General features: G+C 37.0%; 21 protein-coding genes. 7 read left to right on the top strand and 14 right to left on the bottom strand.

The annotated features are described in order from the left end of the window. Positions 1 to 20: 20 nt before the first annotated feature. From BARBAKC583_RS01835 to glyS, 3 genes are all read left to right on the top strand, one after another. Positions 21 to 1,751 carry a tetratricopeptide repeat protein gene (locus BARBAKC583_RS01835; RefSeq protein WP_005766374.1) on the top strand — a complete coding sequence of 577 codons (1,731 nt, stop codon included), beginning with the start codon at positions 21 to 23 and terminating at the stop codon, positions 1,749 to 1,751. A 65-nt stretch (positions 1,752 to 1,816) separates the two neighbouring features. Then, on the top strand, positions 1,817 to 2,767 hold the full coding sequence (locus BARBAKC583_RS01830; protein ID WP_005766373.1) for a glycine--tRNA ligase subunit alpha: 951 nt from the start codon (positions 1,817 to 1,819) through the stop codon (positions 2,765 to 2,767). Further along, positions 2,760 to 4,982 (top strand): glycine--tRNA ligase subunit beta, encoded by a 2,223-nt coding sequence (gene glyS / locus BARBAKC583_RS01825; RefSeq protein ID WP_005766371.1) that lies wholly within the window; start codon positions 2,760 to 2,762, stop codon positions 4,980 to 4,982. The genes BARBAKC583_RS01830 and glyS overlap by 8 nt, the downstream gene beginning before the upstream one ends. A gap of 394 nt (positions 4,983 to 5,376) precedes the next feature. Here the strand turns inward: glyS and BARBAKC583_RS01820 are convergent, their stop codons facing one another. The 7 genes from BARBAKC583_RS01820 to BARBAKC583_RS01790 all read right to left on the bottom strand — a co-directional run bounded on the left by BARBAKC583_RS01820 (position 5,377) and on the right by BARBAKC583_RS01790 (position 10,456). Continuing rightward, positions 5,377 to 5,856, bottom strand: a complete 480-nt coding sequence (locus tag BARBAKC583_RS01820) for a F0F1 ATP synthase subunit B (protein WP_005766369.1) — start codon at positions 5,854 to 5,856, stop codon at positions 5,377 to 5,379. 11 nt (positions 5,857 to 5,867) lie between these two features. Beyond that, the gene (locus BARBAKC583_RS01815; RefSeq protein ID WP_005766367.1) at positions 5,868 to 6,434 is read right to left on the bottom strand and encodes a F0F1 ATP synthase subunit B; all 567 of its coding nucleotides are present in this window, start codon (positions 6,432 to 6,434) and stop codon (positions 5,868 to 5,870) included. Positions 6,435 to 6,560: 126 nt separating this feature from the next. Continuing rightward, positions 6,561 to 6,791 (bottom strand): F0F1 ATP synthase subunit C, encoded by a 231-nt coding sequence (locus BARBAKC583_RS01810; protein WP_005766366.1) that lies wholly within the window; start codon positions 6,789 to 6,791, stop codon positions 6,561 to 6,563. Between the two features lie 54 nt (positions 6,792 to 6,845). Next, the gene (locus BARBAKC583_RS01805) at positions 6,846 to 7,604 is read right to left on the bottom strand and encodes a F0F1 ATP synthase subunit A (RefSeq protein ID WP_005766363.1); all 759 of its coding nucleotides are present in this window, start codon (positions 7,602 to 7,604) and stop codon (positions 6,846 to 6,848) included. Between the two features lies 1 nt (position 7,605). After that, complete coding sequence (locus BARBAKC583_RS01800) at positions 7,606 to 8,043, bottom strand: AtpZ/AtpI family protein (RefSeq protein ID WP_005766361.1); 438 nt, start codon at positions 8,041 to 8,043, stop codon at positions 7,606 to 7,608. Between the two features lie 315 nt (positions 8,044 to 8,358). Further along, complete coding sequence (der, locus tag BARBAKC583_RS01795; RefSeq protein WP_005766360.1) at positions 8,359 to 9,780, bottom strand: ribosome biogenesis GTPase Der; 1,422 nt, start codon at positions 9,778 to 9,780, stop codon at positions 8,359 to 8,361. Positions 9,781 to 9,784: 4 nt separating this feature from the next. Continuing rightward, positions 9,785 to 10,456, bottom strand: coding sequence for a DUF2659 family protein (locus BARBAKC583_RS01790; RefSeq protein ID WP_005766358.1), 672 nt, complete (start codon positions 10,454 to 10,456; stop codon positions 9,785 to 9,787). A gap of 518 nt (positions 10,457 to 10,974) precedes the next feature. Between BARBAKC583_RS01790 and BARBAKC583_RS01785 the strand changes: the two genes are divergently transcribed. Beyond that, positions 10,975 to 12,678, top strand: a complete 1,704-nt coding sequence (locus tag BARBAKC583_RS01785) for a hypothetical protein (RefSeq protein ID WP_005766357.1) — start codon at positions 10,975 to 10,977, stop codon at positions 12,676 to 12,678. A 120-nt stretch (positions 12,679 to 12,798) separates the two neighbouring features. After that, entirely contained in the window at positions 12,799 to 14,157 is a 1,359-nt protein-coding gene (gene nhaA / locus BARBAKC583_RS01780) for a Na+/H+ antiporter NhaA (protein WP_005766355.1), read from the top strand. A gap of 419 nt (positions 14,158 to 14,576) precedes the next feature. Here nhaA and BARBAKC583_RS01775 read toward each other — a convergent pair whose 3' ends face one another. Continuing rightward, the gene (locus BARBAKC583_RS01775; protein WP_005766353.1) at positions 14,577 to 15,830 is read right to left on the bottom strand and encodes an aspartate kinase; all 1,254 of its coding nucleotides are present in this window, start codon (positions 15,828 to 15,830) and stop codon (positions 14,577 to 14,579) included. Between the two features lie 183 nt (positions 15,831 to 16,013). Between BARBAKC583_RS01775 and ubiG the strand changes: the two genes are divergently transcribed. Beyond that, the gene (ubiG, locus tag BARBAKC583_RS01770; RefSeq protein ID WP_005766349.1) at positions 16,014 to 16,760 is read left to right on the top strand and encodes a bifunctional 2-polyprenyl-6-hydroxyphenol methylase/3-demethylubiquinol 3-O-methyltransferase UbiG; all 747 of its coding nucleotides are present in this window, start codon (positions 16,014 to 16,016) and stop codon (positions 16,758 to 16,760) included. A 17-nt stretch (positions 16,761 to 16,777) separates the two neighbouring features. Here the strand turns inward: ubiG and grxC are convergent, their stop codons facing one another. Next, a complete protein-coding gene (gene grxC / locus BARBAKC583_RS01765) occupies positions 16,778 to 17,035 on the bottom strand; it encodes a glutaredoxin 3 (RefSeq protein WP_005766346.1) in 258 nt (85 codons plus the stop codon). A gap of 39 nt (positions 17,036 to 17,074) precedes the next feature. Next, positions 17,075 to 17,830 (bottom strand): ComF family protein, encoded by a 756-nt coding sequence (locus BARBAKC583_RS01760; RefSeq protein ID WP_005766344.1) that lies wholly within the window; start codon positions 17,828 to 17,830, stop codon positions 17,075 to 17,077. A 229-nt stretch (positions 17,831 to 18,059) separates the two neighbouring features. On the opposite strand from BARBAKC583_RS01760, the gene BARBAKC583_RS01755 reads away from it, so the two are divergent. Continuing rightward, positions 18,060 to 18,938 carry a methyltransferase domain-containing protein gene (locus BARBAKC583_RS01755; RefSeq protein ID WP_035453132.1) on the top strand — a complete coding sequence of 293 codons (879 nt, stop codon included), beginning with the start codon at positions 18,060 to 18,062 and terminating at the stop codon, positions 18,936 to 18,938. Between the two features lie 22 nt (positions 18,939 to 18,960). Here the strand turns inward: BARBAKC583_RS01755 and BARBAKC583_RS01750 are convergent, their stop codons facing one another. The 4 genes from BARBAKC583_RS01750 to BARBAKC583_RS01735 form a co-directional block, all read right to left on the bottom strand. Continuing rightward, positions 18,961 to 20,316 (bottom strand): L-cystine transporter, encoded by a 1,356-nt coding sequence (locus BARBAKC583_RS01750; RefSeq protein ID WP_005766340.1) that lies wholly within the window; start codon positions 20,314 to 20,316, stop codon positions 18,961 to 18,963. A 340-nt stretch (positions 20,317 to 20,656) separates the two neighbouring features. Then, a complete protein-coding gene (gene mutT, locus BARBAKC583_RS01745) occupies positions 20,657 to 21,070 on the bottom strand; it encodes an 8-oxo-dGTP diphosphatase MutT (RefSeq protein WP_005766328.1) in 414 nt (137 codons plus the stop codon). Between the two features lie 121 nt (positions 21,071 to 21,191). Further along, positions 21,192 to 22,430, bottom strand: a complete 1,239-nt coding sequence (gene argJ, locus BARBAKC583_RS01740; protein WP_005766326.1) for a bifunctional glutamate N-acetyltransferase/amino-acid acetyltransferase ArgJ — start codon at positions 22,428 to 22,430, stop codon at positions 21,192 to 21,194. A 101-nt stretch (positions 22,431 to 22,531) separates the two neighbouring features. Then, complete coding sequence (locus tag BARBAKC583_RS01735) at positions 22,532 to 23,479, bottom strand: peptidylprolyl isomerase (protein WP_005766325.1); 948 nt, start codon at positions 23,477 to 23,479, stop codon at positions 22,532 to 22,534. Positions 23,480 to 23,600 lie beyond the last annotated feature (121 nt).

Here is a 23,600-nt window from a genome sequence, read left to right as displayed (position 1 = left end):
ATTTTAAGAGGATTAGCTTCATGCGCTGTACAACAGCATCCCGCTTTTTTACTTTCTTTATGGCAGGAATTATGCTGATGCCATTACCCGCTTACAGCAACATTGGTGCAACTCTTAACATAAACTCATTTTCAGGTGCCTATTTAGCAGGGCGCGCTGCACGCTATGAAAACAAAATAGATCTTGCTATTAGCTATTTAAAACAAGCACTCGCCTACAACCCTGATGATATAGGAGTGCAAAAAGAAATTTTTGAAGCGATGCTATCCGTAGGTACGTTTCAAGATGCTGTAAAACAAGCAAAAAAACTGAAAGCTCAAGATGTTACCAATCCCTTTATTTTTTTAACATTATCGATAGATAATTTCATCAAAAAAAATTATACGGATGCCAAACTACTCCTGCAAACAAAAACATCTCCTCATATTAATAATCCAGCTTTTGACATAATAAGTACGTGGGTTACCTTCGAGTCTGGAAATCACTCTCAAGCAATCGCTGATCTTGAAAAACTTCTAGGACCTCCCTGGTACAATCTTTTTATACATTACCATCTCGCACTGATGAGTGATCTCGCAAAGCGTACTAAAGATGCAAAAAAATATTTCATTCAAGCATTAAACAACCAACAAGGAGCTATTGCAGCCCCTGATACCTACGAACGTATAATCATAGCCTACGCATCATTCTTATTGCGTCATAAAATGACTAACAAAGCTATTGAGACTATACAAAATGGTGAAAAAATATTGTTAGGTCGAGAAGCACTCAAAAACATTAGGAAAAAAATTGAAAAAGGCGCTAATCTAGAAAATCCAGTTAAAACTCCTCAACAAGGAGCGGGTGAAGTTTTATATGACTTTGGAACAGCCATCAATCGAAAAGACTCAGAACATATTGCACGTATTTTCATACAATTATCTTTAGCTTTATACCCTCAAAATGAAGTGGCAGTGTTCCAATTAGCAGATATCTCTGCCAAGATGAATGATACCAACCAAGCTATTAAATTGTATCATGCCTTACCACCTCTCTCCCCTTACTATCGAGATAGCCAGATTCAGTTGGCGTTACTTCTCGCCAACAACAACAACCACAATGAAGCCATTAAATTACTAACATCATTAGAAAAAAAAATCCCCAATGATCGTTATATTTTTATGGCGCTATCTGCTATTCATATGCAAGCAAACAACTTTGCTGAAACTATCAAAGTTATCAATCGTGCTATGACAGGCATAACAGATTTTCAAAAAGATGATTGGCAACTCTTTTATCAGCGTGCTATTGCTTTTGAACATTTAAAACAATGGCCAAAAGCAGAAAATGACTTGCGAAAAGCCCTTGAATTATTCCCTGATCAACCACAAGTTCTTAATTATCTAGGATATATGCTTATTGAGCGTGATCAGGAACTCGAAGAATCTCTTCGTATGCTGCAAAAAGCCTCTAAATTACAATCACAAAATAGTTATATCCTCGATTCTTTAGGATGGGCCTACTATAAACTTAAACAATATGATCAAGCTGTTGAAATATTAGAAACCGCCGTTAAATTGCAACCTCAAGACCCAGTATTAAATGACCATTTAGGCAATGCCTATTGGCAAATTGGACGCAAACGTGAAGCAATATTTCAATGGAATCACGCAATTGATGGACAGCCAGAGAATTTAGAGAAAATCAAAGAAAAATTGAAATTTGGTTTGCAAAAAACAACAACGCTTGACCATAACCATACGAAATTATAGACAAGGATTAAGAGTAAAATTATTTTAGTATCCGTCAGCACATTCAATATTTAAGAGTACAAAGCGTGAACTTGTCTGAACATCTCAATCCTACACATTCTTTTCAGGGACTTATTTTAACCTTGCAGAGTTACTGGGCTCACTATGGATGTGCAATTTTGCAACCTTATGACATGGAAGTAGGTGCTGGAACTTTTCATCCAGCAACAACATTACGTTCATTAGGACCACGCCCCTGGAAAGCAGCTTATGTACAACCTTCCCGGCGTCCAACAGACGGACGATATGGTAAAAACCCAAATCGTTTACAGCATTATTATCAATTTCAAGTCATTATCAAACCCTCTCCACCAAATCTACAAGAGCTTTACATCAATTCACTAAAAGCCATTGGTCTTGATACCAATCTTCATGATATTCGCTTTGTTGAAGATGATTGGGAAAGTCCAACACTTGGAGCTTGGGGGCTCGGATGGGAGTGTTGGTGTGATGGAATGGAAATCTCTCAATTTACTTATTTCCAAAAAGTTTGTGGTATCGAATGCGCTCCCGTTTCAGGGGAAATTACGTATGGACTTGAACGCCTGGCAATGTATATCCAAGGTGTCGATAACGTCTATGATCTTAACTTTAACGGCTTGGAGGGTGAAGACCGCATAAGTTATGGTGATATTTTTTTACAAGCAGAGCAAGAATATTCACACTATAATTTTGAGTTTGCGAATACCGAATTTCTGCATCAGCATTTTATTGACGCAGAACGCGAATGTATTACACTTCTTGAAGCTGGAAAACCCAATAAAGAGGGTGATTTTCATCTATGTGTCTTACCAGCTTATGATCAATGTATTAAAGCAAGCCATATCTTTAATCTTTTGCAAGCACGTGGTGTTATTTCTGTAACTGAGCGACAAAATTACATTCTCCGTGTCCGCGATCTTGCACGCCGTTGCGGTGAAGCCTTTTTATTAACTGAAGCTGGTACAATAAATGTTAAGGGAAAATCTAATGTCTGATCTTCTTTTAGAACTTTTCAGCGAAGAAATCCCTGCTCGTATGCAGCGTAAGGCAGCAGCAGATCTTAAAAAATGCGTTACCAATAAGCTTGTGGACGCCGGTTTAACCTATAAAGCCGCGTGTGAATATTGGACACCACGCCGACTTACATTAGATATACGTGGTCTTTCTACAAAATCGCAAGATATCTACGAAGAACGGAAAGGTCCTAGTACGCAATCACCCCAGCAGGTCATTGATGGCTTTTTGCGTGCTACAGGCCTCAATAATATTTCTGAAGCACACATTGCGCATGATAACAAAAAAGGTGATTTTTATATCGCTAAAATTATTAAAAAAGGCCGTATAGCAGAAGACATTATTGCTGAAATTTTGCCTGACATTCTTCGTAACTTTCCATGGCCAAAATCAATGCGTTGGGGTGAAGATTCGGCCAAAAGTGGAGCGTTAAGGTGGATCCGATCTTTACAAAATATCCTTTGCGTTTTCGGACCTCAATGCGGTGAAACACACATTATTCCATTTACAATAGGTTCCCTAAAAAGCAATAATTTAACCTATGGCCACCGCTTTTTAAGTGATGGAAAACCTATCCCAATACGCCGCTTTGACGACTATATTGCCCAGCTTGAAGCGCATAAAGTCATTCTGGACGCAGAAAGACGGAAAAATATTATTTTAGTAGATGCCAAAAATCTCTGCTTTGCAAATGGTTTAGAACTAGTTGAAGATGACCCTCTCATAGAAGAGGTCGCAGGACTTGTTGAATGGCCTGTTGTCCTCATGGGAAATTTTGATAAAGCTTTTCTTGATATTCCTCCAGAAATTATTCGTTTAACCATTCGAGCTAATCAAAAGTGCTTTGTAACCCGTAAACAAGGTGAAAAAACCAAACTCTCTAGCCATTTTGTTCTTGTCTCTAATATTCTCGCAAGCGATGAAGGTAAAGAAATTATCAAGGGTAATAGTAAAGTTGTACATGCTCGTCTTTCTGATGCATTGTATTTTTGGCAAAAAGATCAGTGTGATTTGTTTAACATCGCAGACTTAAAATCCTCTGCTGAAAAATTTGATCTTGATTTAAACAAACCTCTCGATCAACGAATTGCGAATCTTGACCGTTTAAATGTCACTTTTCATGCTAAATTAGGCACACAAGGTGAAAAAGTAGAACGGATCTCTGCTTTGGTACAAAAAATTGCACCTATAGTGCAAGCAGATTCCACGTTAGCTAAACGAGCAGCGGTACTTGCCAAAGCCGATTTACAAACAGAGATTGTCAACGAATTTCCTGAATTGCAAGGTTTTATGGGGAAAACATATGCGCTCCTTCAAGGAGAAGACCCTCGTGTGGCTGAAGCAATCGAAGATCACTATAGACCTCTAGGACCGACAGATCGCATTCCACAAGAGCCCGTTACTATAGCTGTCGCATTGGCTGATAAAATTGACACGCTAGTGGGTTTTTGGCTCATCAATGAAAAACCGACCAGTTCAAAAGATCCGTATGCATTAAGACGAGCTGCGTTAGGAGTCATAAAGCTCGTTCTTTCACATAACTGTAAAATTAATCTTACATCATTGTTTCACCAAGCTATTAATATTTTTCTACAACAGAAAACTGAATATGCAGCATATCTAAAAGAATCTAAACAAACGCAAGATACACTTGTAAAAGAAATAGATGATATTTTATCAGATCTATTGTCCTTTTTACATGAACGCTTGAAAATTCATCTAAAAGATGAAGGAGTTCGCCATGACATTATTGAGGCAGTTTTAACCAAAAATGCTGACGACTTTTCATTAATTGTGCACCGCATTGAAGTACTCACTTCTTTCATCAATACAAATAACGGTAACAATCTCTTAGCCGCTATAAAACGTGCTGTAAACATTCTAGAGAATGAGAGCAAAAAAGGAAATGAATTTGCAAGCACAATTAACCTAGAGCTTTTTATTGAAAACGAAGAAAAACAATTATATCAAGCAATTATTGCAGCAGAAAAAAAAGTTAACGATCATATCAATACAACAGATTGGTTATCTGCACTTAATGCCTTAGCATCCCTCAAAGAACCCATTGATAAATTTTTCGAAAAAGTATTGGTGAATGATAAAAATGCTGCTATTCGTGCTAACCGCCTTGCTCTTCTTGAATTCATTCATACAATTACACAAGACATCGCAGATTTTTCAAAAATCATAATCTAAAGACTAAAATATTACAAATTTTAAATTGATAAACAACAATCTCTGTTACTGATTTAGTGTTCTTTACATTAAATGCTAAACAAAACATGAAAGAACAACTTTTCAGTCAAACCCCAAACAATTTTTATCACACCATATCATGATAACATAAATCATGTTTAATAAACTGATCAAAAATTAACAAATAACCACAATATACGTAAATGTGAGACAGACAAAAGTTAGAAATTTCTTATCATCTTAAGAAAGTAAAAACTAGTTATACGATGATAGATAATTTTCGATTTACAAACGTAATCGATTATATTTTTAGATTTTTTTTAGGATCATCTACAAAAAACTCTAAAGAAATGTGGATTACAAATAGTAAACCTTTGGACCCCATCAAGCCGTATCAATGAAGATTTGTCTTCACTTTAATAATAGACTCTTTAATTAGATCATTGGCTTTCTTAGCACCTAATTCATTATTAATAATTTTACTTGCAGAAGAAATGGCCAAATTGACAGCAGATGAAGAAATTTCTTGAATCGCATCAGATTCTGCTTGAGCAATTTTTTGCTCTACTAATTTATTGCGATTTTTCACATATTCTTCCGTTTTTACGCGAGCTTCAGCAACAATAATCTCAGCTTCATGCTTAGCAGCAGTAATAATTTCTTGCACGTCTTGCTCTATTCCTGCACATTTTTGCTGATATTCAGCTAATATCCCCTGTGCTTCCTCACGAAGACGAAGAGCTTCATCAAGCTCACCCGCAATACGCTTTGCCCGCTCATCAAGACTACGTAGTGCCATAGCTGGAACTTTGAAATAGAATAAAAGTGCTAAAAACAGGATTAATCCAATAAAAGCCCAAAATGTATCAGTCATCCTTATGATCCTTAATTATCTGCAGCTTTAACAGCTAAGCTAACAGATTCTTTACTGACTTCAACACCAATCAATTTTTTAACAATTTCAGGCACCACTTCTTCCGCAATTGAACCAATATTCTGCACAGCCTTATTTCGAATTTTAGCTATTTGACCTTCAGCATCTGCCAACTTTTTGTCTAAACTTGTTTCAATTTCTTTTCGTTCCAGCTTAGTCTTTTCTTTAATTTCATTACTTGTTTTCTGAGCTATAGCATATGCCTGTAAACGAGCTTCCGCTAATTTACGCTCATAAATTTCAACAACAGTATCCGCTTCCTGTTTCAGGCGCATTGCTCGATCTAAATCAGACGCAATACGATCCCGACGAATTTCAATAGTACAACCAATACGTGGCACAATCACACGAGCTATGAAGAAATAAAAGAAACCAAAAGAAATCACCAACCAAAAAAAGTGTGAACAAAAATGCGAAAAATCAAAAGGTGGAAACACACGATCCGCGTGCTCTAACGCATTTTCAACCCGCTCTCTCAGCGCTTCAGAAGTTTGTGCATACACATTGGAAACAAGCATCCTACTTTATCCTTCAAACAACTCTCAAGGCTTTAAACCCTGTGACACGGTGACTAATTTTCTTTCTACTGAAAGCAAAGTATGTCTGCTCTTTTTCGAAGAACAGACATACCCTTTTGCAAATGATTAAACTGCGAAAAGAAGCAAAAGAGCTATAAGTAACGAAAAAATACCCAAAGCTTCCGTTACAGCAAAACCAAAAACCAAACGGCCAAATTGGCTATCTGCTGCTGACGGATTACGTAGCGCACCAGAAAGATAGCTACCAAAAATATTACCAAGACCCAATGCTGTTCCAGCCATACCAAAACAGGCAAGACCAGCTCCAAGATATTTTGCTGCAAGTGCTAATTCCATATTATTCTCCTTTGAAGCGAAATTGCATTGTTTGACGGAGATCCGCCAATTTTATTAATGTCCTGGATGTACTGCATCATTGAGATACATACAGGTCAAAACCGTAAAGACGTAAGCCTGAAGAAACGCTACTAAAAATTCGAGGGCAGTAATTGCTACAGTCATAATGAGCGGAAGAATTGAACCACCAACACCTATAAATCCTAACCCAACCATTGAAACAATAAAGCCAGAAAATACTTTGAGCGTGATGTGACCAGCAAGCATATTAGCAAAAAGACGAAGCGAAAGACTAATAGGACGGGAGAAGAAGGAAATAACCTCTATCACCGTAACTAAAGGCAAAATCATAACAGGCACACCACTTGGCACAAACAATTTTAAAAAACCAATCCCGTGTTTATAAAAACCACAACCAATTACTGTCAAGATCACCAACATCGCCAGCGAAAAAGTAATCATAATCTGAGAGGTAATCGTATAAAAATAAGGGAAAAGACCTATAAAATTAGCAACCAAAATAAAAACAAACAACGAAAAAACTAAAGGGAAAAACTTCATGCCCTGCACACCAGCAGATTCACGCAAAGTTGATGCCACAAACTCATATGCCATTTCAGAAATAGACTGCATCCGTGTTGGAACTAACCGACGACTTGACGATGAAATAAATAAAAATACTGAAGATAAAACAACTGTAGCAATTATAAAAAATGATACATTTGTAAACGAAAAATCCACATTCCCTATGGAAACATTAATTAGCCGTGAAATCTCAAATTGATGAATAGGATCTGGAGCGTGTGATGTCACTTCAACCTCGTATATCGGACTTACTGATTTTTTTATTTTGGCATAATATGCCGTGCTCTAATTGACTGGGAGTCATATACCCCACAAACCGAAGAATATTCAATACACCAGCAGCAAACCCAAGGAAAAGGAAAAATACTAATCCCCAGGGCAACGAACCTACTAATTTATCAAACATTAACCCCAACACAACACCTACAATAACACTGGCCAAAAACTCACTCGACAAATTAATAGCGCGTGCCACCCCATTCTGCGATCCTTTGCTATCGCTCTCAGCTTCTTGTTTTTTGAACACTCCCTTGCGTATTAAAGATAACTCCAAATTGCGACTACGACATTCCAAATTGTCTGCCAAATTCTCTAAATGAAAAAAATCCTCTTGTTTTCGTTCTTCAGTCTCTCTTTGTGGCATAACAGGTTTATTGCCCTGTGCCATGATCAGCTCCCTAATAACAAAGTAAAGTCAAACAAACCCTATAAAGCTTTGCGCAGCATATTGTTACTGTATTTATTCGTCAAGTCAGCAAAAAGAGTCTACCCCAAAGATTTTTTCAACATCAAGCTTAATTTTATACGAGTACGTTCTGCGAATTGAAGTAACACAAGAAAACATCTCTTTGCACAAAAATATGATTAATCCTTATAGGTAATTCAAAAAACATTATCCACCAAACAATTAAGTCGATTTCTAAATCAGTTATTAAGTGTAAATTCTGTTAATTTAAAAAAACAAAAATTACTCGAAAAAATGTCACTTTTTTGCGCTTCCTACAAAAGGATTATCAGATGTCCGCAACGATAATCGAATTGGGACACCTGGCATGTCAAATGCATCGCGCAAGCCATTAGAAAGATAGCGCAAATATGATTGAGGCATAACCTCTGGTCGTGAACAAGAGATCATAAATCCAGGAGGGCGTGTCTTAATCTGCGTTATATATTTAACCTTAAGTCTACGCCCAGAAATCGCCGGCGGCGGATGACGTGTTACAACTGTTTCGAGCCAACGGTTGAGTTTTCCTGTAGAAATACGACGATTCCATATACGGTGAATCATCGTGATATTTTCCATGAGCTTATCAATCCCTTGACCATATTGACCCGATAAAGGGACAGCTCTCAAACCACGAACTTGAGGAAGAAGACAAGCACATTTTTCATGCAAATCAGCCAATATTTCCTGGCAATTTTCAATAAGATCCCATTTATTGAAAGCAATAATAGGAACGCGTCCCTCACGAATCACAAGATCAACAATTTGTAAGTCTTGCTTTTCAAAAGGTGCAGTTGAATCAAAAACAATCACCACAACTTCTGCAAAACGGATCGCACGTAAGGTATCTGTAACAGAGAGTTTCTCTAACTTTTCTTGAATTTTTGATTTTCGACGCAAACCTGCCGTATCAAAGAGTTTTATATGACGGCTACGCCATTCCCAATCTATAGAAATAGAATCACGCGTAACGCCTGCCTCTGGCCCTGTCAACAAACGATCCTGCCCCAACATACTATTAATGAGTGTTGATTTTCCTGTATTCGGACGACCGGCAATTGCTATTCGAATAGGTGCACTTTCATCGTAAATACACCCCTCTTCTTCTAGATCATCACCATTATCACCAACAGACGCAGATTGTATAATTGTATCTTCTTCTTTTTTATTATCAAAAGCTTTATCTTTACCAACAGCATCTACAATTGCATCACGAAGATCTGAAAGACCTAAACCATGCTCAGCAGATATTGCACAAGGCTCCCCCAATCCCAATGACCATGCTTCGTATTTTCCTTCTGTCGCTGCTTTTGATTCAGATTTGTTAGCAACAAGCACAATTGGTTTTTCTGATTTACGCACCAAAGAAGCAAAATTTAAATCACTTGATGTTATCCCACTCTTTGCATCAAGCACAAACAAAATGAGATCTGCTTCATCAATAGCAACCTTTGTCTGAGAGCGCATACGACCTTCAAGTGTATGATCATCAGCTTCTTCCAAACCAGCTGTGTCAATTACGTCAAAATACAGATCCTGGAACCTTGCAGCATGGATACGCCGATCACGTGTAACACCGGGCTTATCATCAACCAGAGCTAATTTTTTCCCAACCAGACGATTAAATAAGGTTGACTTTCCAACATTAGGGCGACCCACTATAGCAATGGTAAGGCTCATCAAGTTATTCCTTATTCACCTTGCCTTCAGCTTGAATGAGCTCAAGCATAATTTTCGCTCGCTCAACTATTTTTATCCCTAAATTACCTTCTTCAGAAATTTTTTGAAAATAATAAACAGCTTCATCCATCTTATCAGCTTTGTAAGCAGCAAGACCCAAAGCCTCCCTTGCAGATATGCGCATAGGATCAATATCATTTGCTATATCCTGAACACGTTTTTTAACATCATCCAATGTGCCTATATCAACCAAAATATAAGCGGCCTGAATTTTTGCTACTTTCTGCAAAATCTGCGGTGCCTTTTCATCAAATGCAACCGTATCAAACATTTCTACTGCTCGAACAGCATCACCTTGTTCACTTAATAAAGAAGCTTCACGCAAACGAGCAAGAAAAGGATAACCTGCAAAATTAGATGCTTTAACAAGCTCTAACTGATTCATCGCTTGATCAAAATCATGTGAGTCTGCTAAACTGAGACTTTTTATAAATATATCACCAATATTCCTAGCCTCATTCATTTTCTTATGGCTGTAAACTTGATAACCAACTATCGCTAATATAAAAATGATAGCTGCAACAATAACCAAAAAGCCGTGACGTTTCAAAAAAGCGTAGACCTTCTCCTGACGAAACTCTTCATTGACTTCATGAATAAAACTATCGTACGACATATATCTTACCTTGGAAAAAAGTTTAATTTCTGTGCTTTACGCATAAATAGATTAAATTGGTATCCTTAATAAACTAAAAATCCTAAAATTAGTAGATTAACTCAAAATCAACATATATCCTCATATACGGACTTTTTACAACAACGCTCATTTAAAACCTTTACACAATCTCTCAATAAATATGCACTTTTTAAGTATCTTACTCCATAAAAAGATACTCAACCCTCTGTCAATCATTTAAGATATGATAGCTCTTTAGAAATGAGTTTACATAGCAAAATAATTAAGATCATGGTTGGTGTAATTTTTCCTGTTATCATATCTTTTTTGTACATACAGAAACTAGAAAAAATTGGTAACAATCGATAAAAATTTATTGCAAAAAAAAATGTAATTACTCTACCTGCAAAAGGAGATATAGACAAATATCCCATTTGCGTGCCATATCTGAGCCTCTATCGTTTTTTTAAGAAACTTATCTTACTCTAACATGTAGTTATAACATCGAAAGAAAAATAATGGTCAATTTTCATGATAAATATCAATATAACTATAAATACTGGCTGACCTGTATTGTTGGATTTGTTACGATTTTTGCCATCATAGTTGTCGGTGGTTTTTATATGGCAAAACCTCACCTCGATAGCTTTGTAAAAAGTGAGATCGCTCGCCGCTCCATCAATGCAGAAAAATCCGAAGTCAGTATTATAGGAAAAGTCAATCTGACCAATGTCACTTTGCCAACCCCAGAAAACGTATCTCTTAAAATTGGTGCTATTTCAGGTCGCCCTCCTATCGCTTTTATCCCTGGCACTTTTACACTTTATGATGTTGATTTAAAATACAATGATATTCATCTACAAATCCCCCAAATTGCTATTGGCAACATATCCCTGAAAGACAAAGATGTCACAATTACATCCCGCTTTTTGCAATCGCTTATGCGTGTCAATATCTCATCTATTAACGCTCCGGACATACTGATTTTTACTGAAAATACGAACAAACCAACTGAAAAATTCAACATAAAGAATTTTCAGCTTTCTGGTTTCAAAAATGGTCACATTCGCTCCATAAGTATCAAAAATGTAGTTGATCATCTAGAATTTGCACCGGCTGCTTTTGATAGTACAAAACAGATACGTCTGAACGCCCAAAGCAATAAAATGCAAGCCTATGATATCGATGTTAGTTATCTCTACTCGATTATCTCCGGTAAAAATAATCCTGATGATCAAAGCAAAACCGTTATTGGTTCTATTGCACTCAAAGATATAATGGTCGATATCTTTAAAGGAAAAGAAAAAAATGCTTCTTTTTCTCTTGGCGAACTCAAAATGTCTGACCTAAAAATAAAACCTCTTGAAGAAACACCTGAGAAACTTATCAAAGCCTACCTGAACGCGAAAAAAATGAAAGATCAGGCAGCTCAAAAAGAAGCACAAAACACCATTCTCAGAACAAGTATTTCAGCTATTACTTCAATCAATGTTCAAATGAATAAAGTAGATATTGACCTACCGCAGCTAACAACAACACTTAAATCGTTCCAAATAAAGTCAAGCCAATGGCAACAACCTATACCAGAAAGCTTTCTGCTCTCTCTTAATGATCTCTCAATCTCACCTAAAAAACCAGAACAAAAAAACTTAAATTTCCTCCAATATATGGGTTTTGAACACCTTGATATTTCAGGAAAAATCAATTTTTTTTATGATGAAAAAAATCATGCGCTTCTTTTAAATGGAATATCCTTTAACATCAAAGACATTGGTTCTGGAGAAATATCAGCTAAAATTGTTGATGTAGATAAAACGCTTTTTTCCGGTGAAAAAGAAAAAATCATTGCTGCTTCTCAAAATCTTGGTATCACCGAAATTGATATGCGTTATACAGATTTTGGATTCATTGATAAGCTTTTTTCTTACCTTGCGCAAAATCTTGACGACGGCAAATATGATCTCAAAGAAGAGCTTTATGATGATTTCTATCTCATCATAACCCAAAGCCCCAAGATATTATTGAAAAATCATTGTGACGTAGAAAATATTGCACAATCCCTTGGTGATTTTGCAAAAAATCCGCAAACATTAAAAATTCAAATAACAGCAAAAGATAACAAAGGACTTACAGCAGATGATCTTCAAGTTGCCTTACAAAATAATTTACCAGCTGTTCTTAGCAAAGTGAATCTAACTATAAAAAATGAACCGTCTCATTAAAAAATATAATTGATTTTAAAATTGATAGCTCTCTTTTACAAATTTAAAAAAGCTACCATTTTTCAAAAGAGTATTTACAACAAAAATTATATTTAATTAGTCGATATTTGGAGTTATCTTATGCTTGATTTATCCTCAAATCGCTTACCTAATCGTGCTTCCCTTATTACGAATCGTGCATTTTCTGCTATTGAACGCTTTCTCCATATTGAAGCTATGAGTGGAGTTGTTCTTTTATTGGCTGCAGCTACTGCACTCATACTTGCTAACTCTCAATATACTTCTTTGTATGAAGCCTTCTGGCATACACCTCTTGGCTTTAATTTTGGCCATTTCAACTTATCATGGGATTTACATTTTTGGGTCAATGACGTTCTTATGACCATCTTCTTCCTTGTCGCAGGGATGGAAATTCGGCGCGAAATTCATGAAGGTGCTCTTGCCAGCGTCAAACAAGCCATTTTGCCAATTGTTGCTGCAATAGGCGGAGTTTGTATTCCTGCTATTATTTACCTTAGCTTCAATTTCAATGGCGGACACATCTACGGTTGGGCTGTACCTACAGCTACTGATATCGCTTTTGCTTTAGGTATTCTTGCTCTTCTTGGCAAAGCTATTCCTTCCAATCTCCATATCATTCTCTTATCATTAGCAATTATTGACGATATCATGGCCGTTCTTATTATTGCTTTTTTCTATTCAACCAATCTGGATCCTAGTGGTTTAGCCATTGCAGCAGCAGGCATTGCTTTGGTATTCTTCTTTCAATGGATCAGCTTTGCATCAGCATGGCTCTATGTTTTACCCGGTGCCATTATTTGGTGGGGGCTTATGGTAACAGGCATTCATCCATCACTTGCTGGTGTAATTTTAGGTATGATGACTCCAGTTTTCCCTACCCGTAATCTTGTATCTCCCCTTACAACACTAAGTAATGCAATTCAAACTCTTCAAGAAAAAAATACCAACACAGATCTACACCATATCTCAACCACACTGAAAAAAATGCGTAAAGGACAACGCGATATAGTTGCACCTGTAATACGCATCCAAAAAGAGCTACATCCATGGGTAGCATATGGTGTGATGCCAATTTTTGCCTTTGCTAATGCAGGAGTTAGCTTTGCAAATTTTGACCTTGCTTCTCAAAAATCATTCTTGATTGTGCTCGGTATTATTATTGGTCTATGTATTGGTAAACCGCTTGGTATCCTTGCAGCCAGCTATCTAGCAGTAAAATCAGGTCTATGCCGCCTTCCTCCCCATGTAACATGGACAGGCATATTATTGATTGGATTTTTAGCAGGTATTGGCTTTACAATGTCTATCTTTGTTTCAATGCTTGCTTTCCAGGATATTGCGCAACTAAATTCCGCAAAAATCGGTGTCCTATGTGGGTCAGGTCTTTCTGCTCTTGCTGGTCTTGGATATGGACTTATTTATATCAAGAACAATAAAAAAACGCATAATAAACCTTGATCTCGATATACTATCTTCTTCGCTAAATCTTTGAAAGGCTGTCTGGTTTCTTCAGACGGCTTTTTTCTTCATTCCTATACCAAACACAAAATACTCTCTAACAGAATAGATAATTTCATTTCTTCAAAGAATAATCCGAGAACCCACTGAGGATGAATATCAAGCCAGCACGAAAAATATCAAAGGGAGTCAATTTTTGTCATCATATCGTTTGTTATTTAGCAAGCAATCCAATCAAAAAAACTTCATAATTGAAAATATATATTTCATGCAGCTTTTTAGAGAACGCGTTACCACACATATTCTCTCCTGCTGCTCCTCTCAGACAGTCATTTTATCCATTGTAATATGTCAAATTATCTATTGTAATATGTCAAAGACATCGAGATATTCTAAAAAGTATTTGAAATAAAAAACGCTTACCCTTTATCAAGATCATAAACGGCATGCAGCGTTCTTACAGCAAGTTCAGTATAAGCACTATCAATCAAAACAGAAATCTTAATTTCTGAAGTCGTGATTGCTTTAATATTAATCCCTTTTTCAGCCAAAGCTTTAAATGCTGTGGCCGCAACACCTGCATGGCTGCGCATTCCGATACCAACGACAGAAACTTTTGCAAGATCGCTTGCAAACTGAATAACATCAAATCCAATCTCTTTATGATTTTTCTTAAGAAGAGCAACCGCCCTCTCTACATCCGCTGATGGAACAGTAAAAGTCATATCAGTTTTTGAACCATCTTCAGAAATATTCTGCACAATCATATCAACATTGATACGTGCTTCAGCTAAAGGACCAAAAATTGCTGCAGAAATACCTGGACGATCTGAAAATCGACGAAGCGAAATTTGAGCTTCATCTTTAGCAAAAGCAATACCAGTCACATTCTGTTGTTCCACGATCTCATCCTCATTGCAAATAAGTGTTCCAGAAGAGTTAATTGGATCACACATGCCTGGAGCATCAGGATGCTCAAAACTTGAGCGCACAAAAGTACGAACTTTGTGAACCATAGCGAGTTCAACAGAGCGAACTTGCAAAACTTTTGCTCCAAGAGAAGCCAGTTCAAGCATTTCTTCAAAAGAGACTTTTGATAAGCGGCGTGTTTTAGGCTCAACTCTTGGATCAGTTGTATAAACACCATCAACATCTGTATAAATATCACAGCGATCAGCCTGCAAAATTGCTGCCACTGCAACAGCGCTCGTATCTGACCCACCGCGTCCCAAAGTGGAGATGCGATTATCTGAAGAAATTCCTTGAAAGCCAGCAATAACCGCTACCTGATTTTCCTGAAAACCCTGTATCAAAAAAGATTTATCAATATCTATAATCCTTGCACTACCGTGTGCACTATCCGTTCGAATCGGGATTTGCCAACCAAGCCACGAGCGAGCATTCACTCCTATTTCTTGGAGCGCTAGAGCCAATAAACCCGCCGTCACCTGTTCACCAGAGGAAACGATTGTATCATATTCACGAACATCATATATCGGTGAAATATCACGCGTCCATTGAACAAGCTCATTAGTTTTTCCAGCCATTGCTGATACAACCACTGCAACTTCATTGCCCGCATTGACTTCTCTTTTGACATGTCGTGCAACATTTTGAATACGTTCAACATTTGCTACAGATGTCCCACCAAATTTCATGACAATACGCGCCATTTACAACACTCTTACGTTTCTTATTTAAACGACAGTCAGAATAAGGCTTATACCGTATCAAACCACTTTTGTGACATAACCAATATCTATAACTTTCACAAGTCCAGGACACTCACACTAATTTTTTCTTGACTTTAGAAACAATCCACCTGACTTAATTATTAAAAATAAAAGGAGAGCGATATGATAAATAAAACTCGCACTACAGTTGATCAGAGTGAAATTGATCATTTTTCGCGCATTGCTGCTGAATGGTGGAATCCACAAGGGAAATTTCGACCACTTCATAAATTCAATCCAACACGCCTTGCTTACATTAAAGAAAAAATTTGTCTAGCGTTTGATCGAGATCCTTTTTCACTTGCACCCTTTGCTGGTCTAAAAATTCTTGATATTGGCTGTGGAGGCGGCCTATTATGTGAACCTATGGTGCGTCTTGGAGCTACCGTCATAGGAGCCGATGCTGCACAAAACAATATTGAAGTAGCAAAAATCCACGCTACTCAAAGCGGCCTTTCAATTGATTATCGTGCTACTACCGCAGAAAAACTGGCAGATAAAGGAGAAAAGTTTGACATCATCCTCAATATGGAAATTGTTGAACATGTTGCTGATGTTGATCTTTTCATATCAGCAACGGCTAAAATGCTTAAACCACAAGGACTTATGTTTATTGCAACACTCAACCGTACATGGAAATCTTGGGGATTAGCCATTGTAGGTGCTGAATACATCTTACGTTGGCTTCCCAAAGGAACGCATGATTATAAAAAATTTTTGAAGCCTCAAGAACTTAAAAAGTTACTCTTAACAAATTCCCTGAAGGTTATTGACGAACTTGGCATCACTTATAATCCACTCAATGATAGTTGGAATCGTTCAAAAGATATGGATGTCAATTACATGCTTCTCGTAAAACGACTTCAATAGACGATTGTAACAAATAATTATTGAGCGTTGTTTAGTAAAGAATCAAGTTTTCCTTCAGCATCTAAAGAATGAAGATCATCATAGCCCCCAACATGGTAATCACCTATAAAAATTTGCGGAAATGTATTGCGTCCATTTGCCCGCTTTACCATTTCTTGACGAAGCGAAGTTGATGCATCAATATCTGTATATTTAATGCCTTTTTTATCAAGCAATATACGTGCTTTTGTGCAATAAGGACAATTAGGACGCGTATAAAGTGTTACTTCTTTCATAATGTTCTCCATTTTATATAATCAGTTCTTTATCAGCTCTTAAGAATGAGGTAAAATAGAAATATCTTTTAACACGCGTGAAAATGTTAATACGTCAACCTGTCGCGCACCTGCACGTTTTAATGTTGCAGCAGCAATGGTCACTGTGACACCCGTTGTTAAAACATCATCAACCAGCAAGATAGAACATCCCTGCATACGTTTTTTGATTTTACGAGGCACTGAAAAAGCATTCTGAACGTTAAATTTTCGTTCTCTCGCAGATAAACCAACCTGTGGACGTGTATGCCGACAACGAACGAGCCAACCAGGTTTAAATTTTTTTTTCTGTTTTGCTGCAATATAACGAGCAAGCTCTGCAGATTGATTATAACGCCGCCAGAAAAAACGACGAAAATGCAATGGAATCGGAATAATGATATCACAATCATCAATAATTTCACGCCCTGCAAACACCATCCAATTAGCCATAAACTGTGCTAGTTCCACGCGATCACCATATTTTAATCTTATTGTTAAAGTTCGTGCTAACCCTTTATGAGCAATAGCTGAACGCACGCGCGAAAAAGGATAAGAAGTTTGAAGAGCTTCACCACTTAAAAAGCCATCTCCCATATCACAAGCAAAAGGAATCCCCATAATAGGGCAATAGGGCTTTGTGATAAATTGAAGATCTTTCCAACAATCAGCACAGATCGTTCCGTGAGCAGAAACAATTACCTTGCAGCCAGGACACGTCGGTGGATACACAACAGCCATCAAGCGCTTAATAAATTTACCCAATACCCCCCTCATAATTTAAAGAAACTCTCCCCATTCACATCATTAATTTATTCTTCTACAGCGCCTGACACAAGATAATTTATTCGGTGCTTTTAAAGCTAAATTTTACTTCTTGATGAGCTTTGAATCTTCTGTAAAGCCATTTTCTTTTCCTTTTACATCATAAACTTGATATAGCATGTATAAGAAATGACCCCATCTAAAATAGATGATTTTATATAAACAGAAAATGCTAAACAATATGTCGTATCCTTTAATTTTTGATTATATGCGTATTGAACAATTCCGCAAACGTGCCTTCAAAAAAGCACAAAAAGGGAGCGATTTTTTACTGTCTTATGTCGTTGAAGATCTCTATAAACGTTTGAGTACTGTTGATCGCCAATTTACACTAGCCTTAGATTTACATAGCCATACGGGCCTCGCTGTAGAAGCTTTAAACAAATCTGGTAAAATCCACTCTATAGAACGGGTTGAAACTGATATACTCTACCAGAGTCACAATAAAAAATTTCATTTGCGTCAACGAGAATTTCTTGACTTTCCTAAACATTATTGTGATCTTATAATTTCACTTCTCTCACTACAGCTAACCAATGATACCCCTGGTGTTCTTAATCAAATAAAAAATATCCTTAAACCAGATGGCTTATTTCTTGCTGTTATGGCTGGAGCTGGAACATTAGAAGAATTACGCAAAAGTCTTTTTCAAACTGAAATGGAAATGTATGGCGGGGTTAGCCCAAGAATCTACCCCTTTGCTGATATTCGTGATGTGGGAGCTATTCTACAACGTGCTGGTTTTGCCATGCCTGTTGTAGATGTCGAAGACATCACTGTACGTTATAATACAATGTTTGATCTTATGCATGACCTTAAAGCTATGGGAATGCAAAATGCCCTTATTAATCGTTCGCGACGCCCTGTATCCAAGCGTTTTTTTCTTCACGCTGCTGAAATCTACGCGCAAAAATTTAGCGATCCTGACGGCCGTATTCGCGCACATTTCTCCTTTATCTGGTTATCTGGTTGGGCTCCTGATCCCAATCAACAAAAACCCATGCGACCTGGCTCAGCTCAAATATCTCTTGCAGATGTCTTTAAAAAACAGACAAAATAAAAATTAAGTTTTAAGACGCAAATTATTTTTCAAAAATGCTTTTATCCGTTGCCCGTAATATCTGGCTTGTCATACTTCCGGCTAACATTGAACCATTAACGTTAAGAGCTGTACGCCCCATATCAATTAAAGGCTCGATAGACATAACAACAGCGACTAAAGCAACAGGAAGCCCCATAATTGGCAAGACAATCAATGCAGCAAAAACAGCACCACCACCAACACCAGCAACACCGATGGAGCTCAATGTTACAACACCTACAAGAGTGATAATCCACATGGGATCAAGTGGATCAATACCAACAGATGGTGCTATCATCGTGGCAAGCATCGCTGGATAAAGGCCTGCACAACCATTTTGCCCAATTGTTGCCCCCAGAGATGCTGCAAAACCTGCAATCGACTGAGGAACACCTAACCACTGTGTTTGCGCTTCAATATTTAAAGGAATACTCGCCGTGCTTGAACGACTACTAAAAGCAAATGTCAAAACAGGAAAAACTTTCTTGAAAAAACTCAACGGATTAATGCCCGATATACTAAGCAAAATAGCGTGTACTCCAAACATAAGGACAATAGCAACGTAAGAAGCAATAGAAAAAATCAATAATTTTAGAATATCTGCAACATTTGAGGTTGCTCCCACCTTAGTCATAAGAGCAAAAATACCATAAGGTGTTAAATGAATCACAATACGCACTAACCGTGTAACCCAAGATTGCATAATCTGAATTAATGAAAGAGCTTGCTCCCCTTTATCTAGATCATCCTTCTTTAAAATAATAGCTGCAGCACCTAAAAAAGCTGAAAAAATGACTACACTAATGATTGATGTAGGCCTAGCTCCTGCTAACTCAGCAAATGGATTTTTAGGAATAAACGATAAAATCAGCTTTGGCACACTCATATCCCCAAATTGAGCAATATGCCGCCCAAGAATAGCCGATACATCTTCCCCTCCATCCACTAAACCATCTGCTGTTAATCCAAAAACGTTAACAACTAAGATGCCAACCAATGCTGAAAGACTAGTCGTAAAGAGCAATATTGAAATTGTCATTATACTAATTTTGCTAGCACCATAAGAAGAATGCAAATGTGCTACTGCTGAAATGATAGAGATGGAAATCAGTGGCATAACAATCATTTGCAATAACAATATATAGCCATCTCCAACAATATTAAACCATTCAACAGATTTTAATAGAATGAATTCACTCTCTCCATAAACAAACTGTAAAATGCTACCAAAAATCAAGCCAATAACAAGGCCCATCATAACACGCAGTGCAAAGCTTAATTTTGTTTTCTTACTTTGAAAAAGTAAAAACAAAAGCATAGTAAATAAAAATAAATTAATAAAAACATTCAATATCATTTTTATTCCTAATATTATTAAGCTTTATTTTAATAAATAATTTATTAACCAAAATTAATTCGTAATATATATTTAAAATATTTTTAATAAATAATTATTTTATTAATTTTATAGAATAAAAATGATTTTTTATATATTAAAATTCAATTAAAGAAAATAAAATTACATTTTAATGTAAAAAATACTGAGTCAATTATAGTAAAAAATAAAAATTTACTTAAATTCTTTGATCAAAATCATACCGTTCCTTTTTAAACAAAGATCTATCTTAAGATTTCTTTATAGAAAAGATTGAATGCAGCAAGTACATATCAATACTTTTCTTTTGCAATACAGACATTTAAAGAAGAAAATTTTTCAACACTTCAACTAACGGCTTATCCGCATCAGGCATAGAATATTGACCAAAGTCGCTTATGAAAACCCATTGTAAATTTTGCCCCTCTCGTCCTTGAGGAATACCCTCATAACGGCGGCAAATATAAAATGGCATTAATAAATGAAACGTTTCATAACTATAACTTGCAAATGTCAAAGGATGTAGATCATTTTGTTGAACGTAAATGCCAAGCTCTTCCTCTAATTCACGAATCAATGATGCTTCAGGCGTTTCACCCTGCTCAATTTTTCCACCAGGAAACTCCCATAAACCAGCCAGTGATTTTCCCTGAGGTCGTTCAGCGAGCAATACCCGATTATCTTGATCCAACAATGCACACGCAACAACAAGAAGAAGCGAGCTTTTTGTACACATACTAATCTCCAACAATCCTAACTTCTTCTATATCCTCCCACTTGAAGCAAAAAATCTAAACATTCAATATTTCAAAAGAACATACAGAAACTCAATATTTAAAAATTTATGCTTCCATTAATTAACTTCTGTAATCGCCGTTAATTTCGACATACTCTTTCGTCAAATCACAAGACCAAACCGTCGCCTTACTGCTTCCCAGACCAATATCAACACGAATTGTAATATGTTGACCTTTCATGTAAGCACCAACCGTCTCTTCACTATAATCAGGATCACGTTCTCCATTCACGGCTACACGATGTTCACCAAACCAAATTGTCAATAAATCACGGTCTGCTTCAACACCTGCCTTACCAACTGCCATCACCACCCGACCCCAATTAGCATCTTCACCAGCAATGGCCGTTTTGACAAGTGGTGAATTTGCAATTGATAAAGCAATGGTCTTAGCAGCGCTATCCGTTGTAGCACCCGTTACATTAACCTCAATTAAATGGCGAGCACCTTCACCATCACAGATAACTTGTAATGCAAGCTCTCTCAAAAGATCATTTAATTGCTTTGCAAAGACCTCATAACGCGGATCAGATCGGCTTGTCAGACAAGGAAAACTCCCTTTTGCTTTCCCTGTTGCAAACATCATCAACGTATCTGATGTTGACGTATCGCTATCAACAGTAATTGAATTAAAAGAGCCCTGAACTCCCTCTGACAACATGGATTGCAGTATATCTGAAGAAATTGCTGCATCACTCACCACAAAAGAAAGCATTGTCGCCATATCTGGAGCGATCATACCAGCGCCTTTCGCGATCCCATTGATGATAACAGGCTCTCCCCCAAAATCAAATTTACGTGTTGCAAATTTGGGAAATGTATCTGTCGTCATAATAGCTTTTGCAGCTTTTAGCCAATTTCCCTCTTCCGCCATAGCTGCCATATTCGGCAACAAATTCAAAAAACAAGACTCATCCATTGGCTCACCAATCACACCAGTAGAAGCCAAAAAAATCTCATTTTCTTTAACTTTCAAAATGTCTGCTGCAGCCTTGACGATTGCTTTTGTTGTTGTTTTTCCTTTATATCCTGTAAAAGCATTTGCATTCCCAGAATTTACAACAATCCCTCTAGCAACTCCGTGAGAAAGGGAGGCACGACAATGATCCACAGAAGCAGATGGACATTTTGAACGCGTAAAAACACCTGCCACATTTGCTGGTTCATCAAAAATGATAAAGAGGAGATCTATACGATTTTTATATTTAATCCCGGCTTCAGCCGTCGCTATCCGAACACCAGATAATGGTGGAAGATCCTGTATCGTTTCTGGATACAAAGATAATCCCTTTATAGCCATTACATGCTCTCCCATCCAAATCAACAAGGATTAATGTAATCTACGTCATCGCTGAGTTTTTTGAAAAAACAAATAAACTAAGCAGTTTAGCTTAAAATACATTATTCTTCTTCATCAGGAAAAGAACCTGGTAGAGATTCACCATTTTCATTAAAAGATTGCATAAGTTCTGCAACCCTAGAATCAGGATATTTTACATCTATCTTACTGCGCAAATCAGCGATCAGCTGCTGATAACGATCTTTTATAATCTGTGCACGCAATACTTCCTTAGCATCATCAAATTCAGGAGGTTGCTTCAGACGACGATCTTCTACCTTAATGATATGCCAACCAAATGGGCTTTCAACGGGATTTTTAGTGTATTCACCAACTTTCAGACTAAATGCAGCATCCTCAAAGGGTTTAACCATTTGGCCGTAACTAAAATAACCAAGATCACCACCAACAGCAGCGGAACCATCTGTTGAATCTTTTTTGGCAATCTCTTCAAAATTTTCACCTTTTTTCAAACGCTTAATAATCGCTTGTGCTTCTTTCTTCGTTTTAACTAAAATATGACGCGCCTTCACTTCATCTTCTTTTGGCAGAGCTGCAACTTCCTTATCATACAGAATTTTTAAATCACCATCTGTAATCTTATCAACAACCATCTGTTTAAAATAAAGCTGCTGAAGAATATTATCGCGCATAACAGCCATACGTTTATCATAAGCTTCTGTTTTATGAATATTTTCTTGAATAGCAGCTTTAGCAAGCACTTGCATATCCAAATAGGCCCTTAATACTGTTATACGGCGTTGTTCATCAGGAATGCGTACTAAATTAGGATTAATTTCAAGCGCCAATTCATCTAACTGCCCTGCTGTAATATTTTTTCCATCAATAGTTGCCATAACATGAGAGGGATCAACAGGTTTCTCAGAGGCTTCTTCCAAGCTATTCAAATCACTCTGTGCAACCTTCACATGATCCTGAGCAATAGCCCACAAACTCGTACTCATCAATAAAGCTGATGTCAAAAAAAACTTAGTAAATTTGAATTGCATAAATACACTCCTTAAATAGGCGCAGGATCTCAAGTTTCTTTACCATAGCACTTTAAGCTTTAAAATGATAGAATTAACACCTTTATTCAAAAGATAGAAAATTTGTCCTTCTATCTTATTC

It is taken from the genome of Bartonella bacilliformis KC583 (assembly GCF_000015445.1).
GTDB lineage: Bacteria > Pseudomonadota > Alphaproteobacteria > Rhizobiales > Rhizobiaceae > Bartonella > Bartonella bacilliformis.
The sequence above is the reverse complement of the archived record's forward strand: the minus strand, read 5'-3'. Positions and strand labels throughout refer to the sequence as shown.

Coding starts and splice junctions, on each gene's coding strand:
- BARBAKC583_RS01790 (WP_005766358.1), bottom strand. CDS start 10,456: ATGTCGTACGATAGTTTTATTCATGAAGTCAATGAAGAGTTTCGTCAG.
- BARBAKC583_RS01775 (WP_005766353.1), bottom strand. CDS start 15,830: ATGGCGCGTATTGTCATGAAATTTGGTGGGACATCTGTAGCAAATGTT.
- BARBAKC583_RS01785 (WP_005766357.1), top strand. CDS start 10,975: ATGGTCAATTTTCATGATAAATATCAATATAACTATAAATACTGGCTG.
- ubiG (WP_005766349.1), top strand. CDS start 16,014: ATGATAAATAAAACTCGCACTACAGTTGATCAGAGTGAAATTGATCAT.
- der (WP_005766360.1), bottom strand. CDS start 9,780: ATGAGCCTTACCATTGCTATAGTGGGTCGCCCTAATGTTGGAAAGTCA.
- mutT (WP_005766328.1), bottom strand. CDS start 21,070: ATGTGTACAAAAAGCTCGCTTCTTCTTGTTGTTGCGTGTGCATTGTTG.
- glyS (WP_005766371.1), top strand. CDS start 2,760: ATGTCTGATCTTCTTTTAGAACTTTTCAGCGAAGAAATCCCTGCTCGT.
- BARBAKC583_RS01835 (WP_005766374.1), top strand. CDS start 21: ATGCGCTGTACAACAGCATCCCGCTTTTTTACTTTCTTTATGGCAGGA.
- BARBAKC583_RS01760 (WP_005766344.1), bottom strand. CDS start 17,830: ATGAGGGGGGTATTGGGTAAATTTATTAAGCGCTTGATGGCTGTTGTG.
- BARBAKC583_RS01750 (WP_005766340.1), bottom strand. CDS start 20,316: ATGATATTGAATGTTTTTATTAATTTATTTTTATTTACTATGCTTTTG.
- BARBAKC583_RS01820 (WP_005766369.1), bottom strand. CDS start 5,856: ATGACTGATACATTTTGGGCTTTTATTGGATTAATCCTGTTTTTAGCA.
- BARBAKC583_RS01755 (WP_035453132.1), top strand. CDS start 18,060: ATGTCGTATCCTTTAATTTTTGATTATATGCGTATTGAACAATTCCGC.
- BARBAKC583_RS01815 (WP_005766367.1), bottom strand. CDS start 6,434: ATGCTTGTTTCCAATGTGTATGCACAAACTTCTGAAGCGCTGAGAGAG.
- argJ (WP_005766326.1), bottom strand. CDS start 22,430: ATGGCTATAAAGGGATTATCTTTGTATCCAGAAACGATACAGGATCTT.
- BARBAKC583_RS01735 (WP_005766325.1), bottom strand. CDS start 23,479: ATGCAATTCAAATTTACTAAGTTTTTTTTGACATCAGCTTTATTGATG.
- grxC (WP_005766346.1), bottom strand. CDS start 17,035: ATGAAAGAAGTAACACTTTATACGCGTCCTAATTGTCCTTATTGCACA.
- BARBAKC583_RS01810 (WP_005766366.1), bottom strand. CDS start 6,791: ATGGAATTAGCACTTGCAGCAAAATATCTTGGAGCTGGTCTTGCCTGT.
- BARBAKC583_RS01800 (WP_005766361.1), bottom strand. CDS start 8,043: ATGGCACAGGGCAATAAACCTGTTATGCCACAAAGAGAGACTGAAGAA.
- nhaA (WP_005766355.1), top strand. CDS start 12,799: ATGCTTGATTTATCCTCAAATCGCTTACCTAATCGTGCTTCCCTTATT.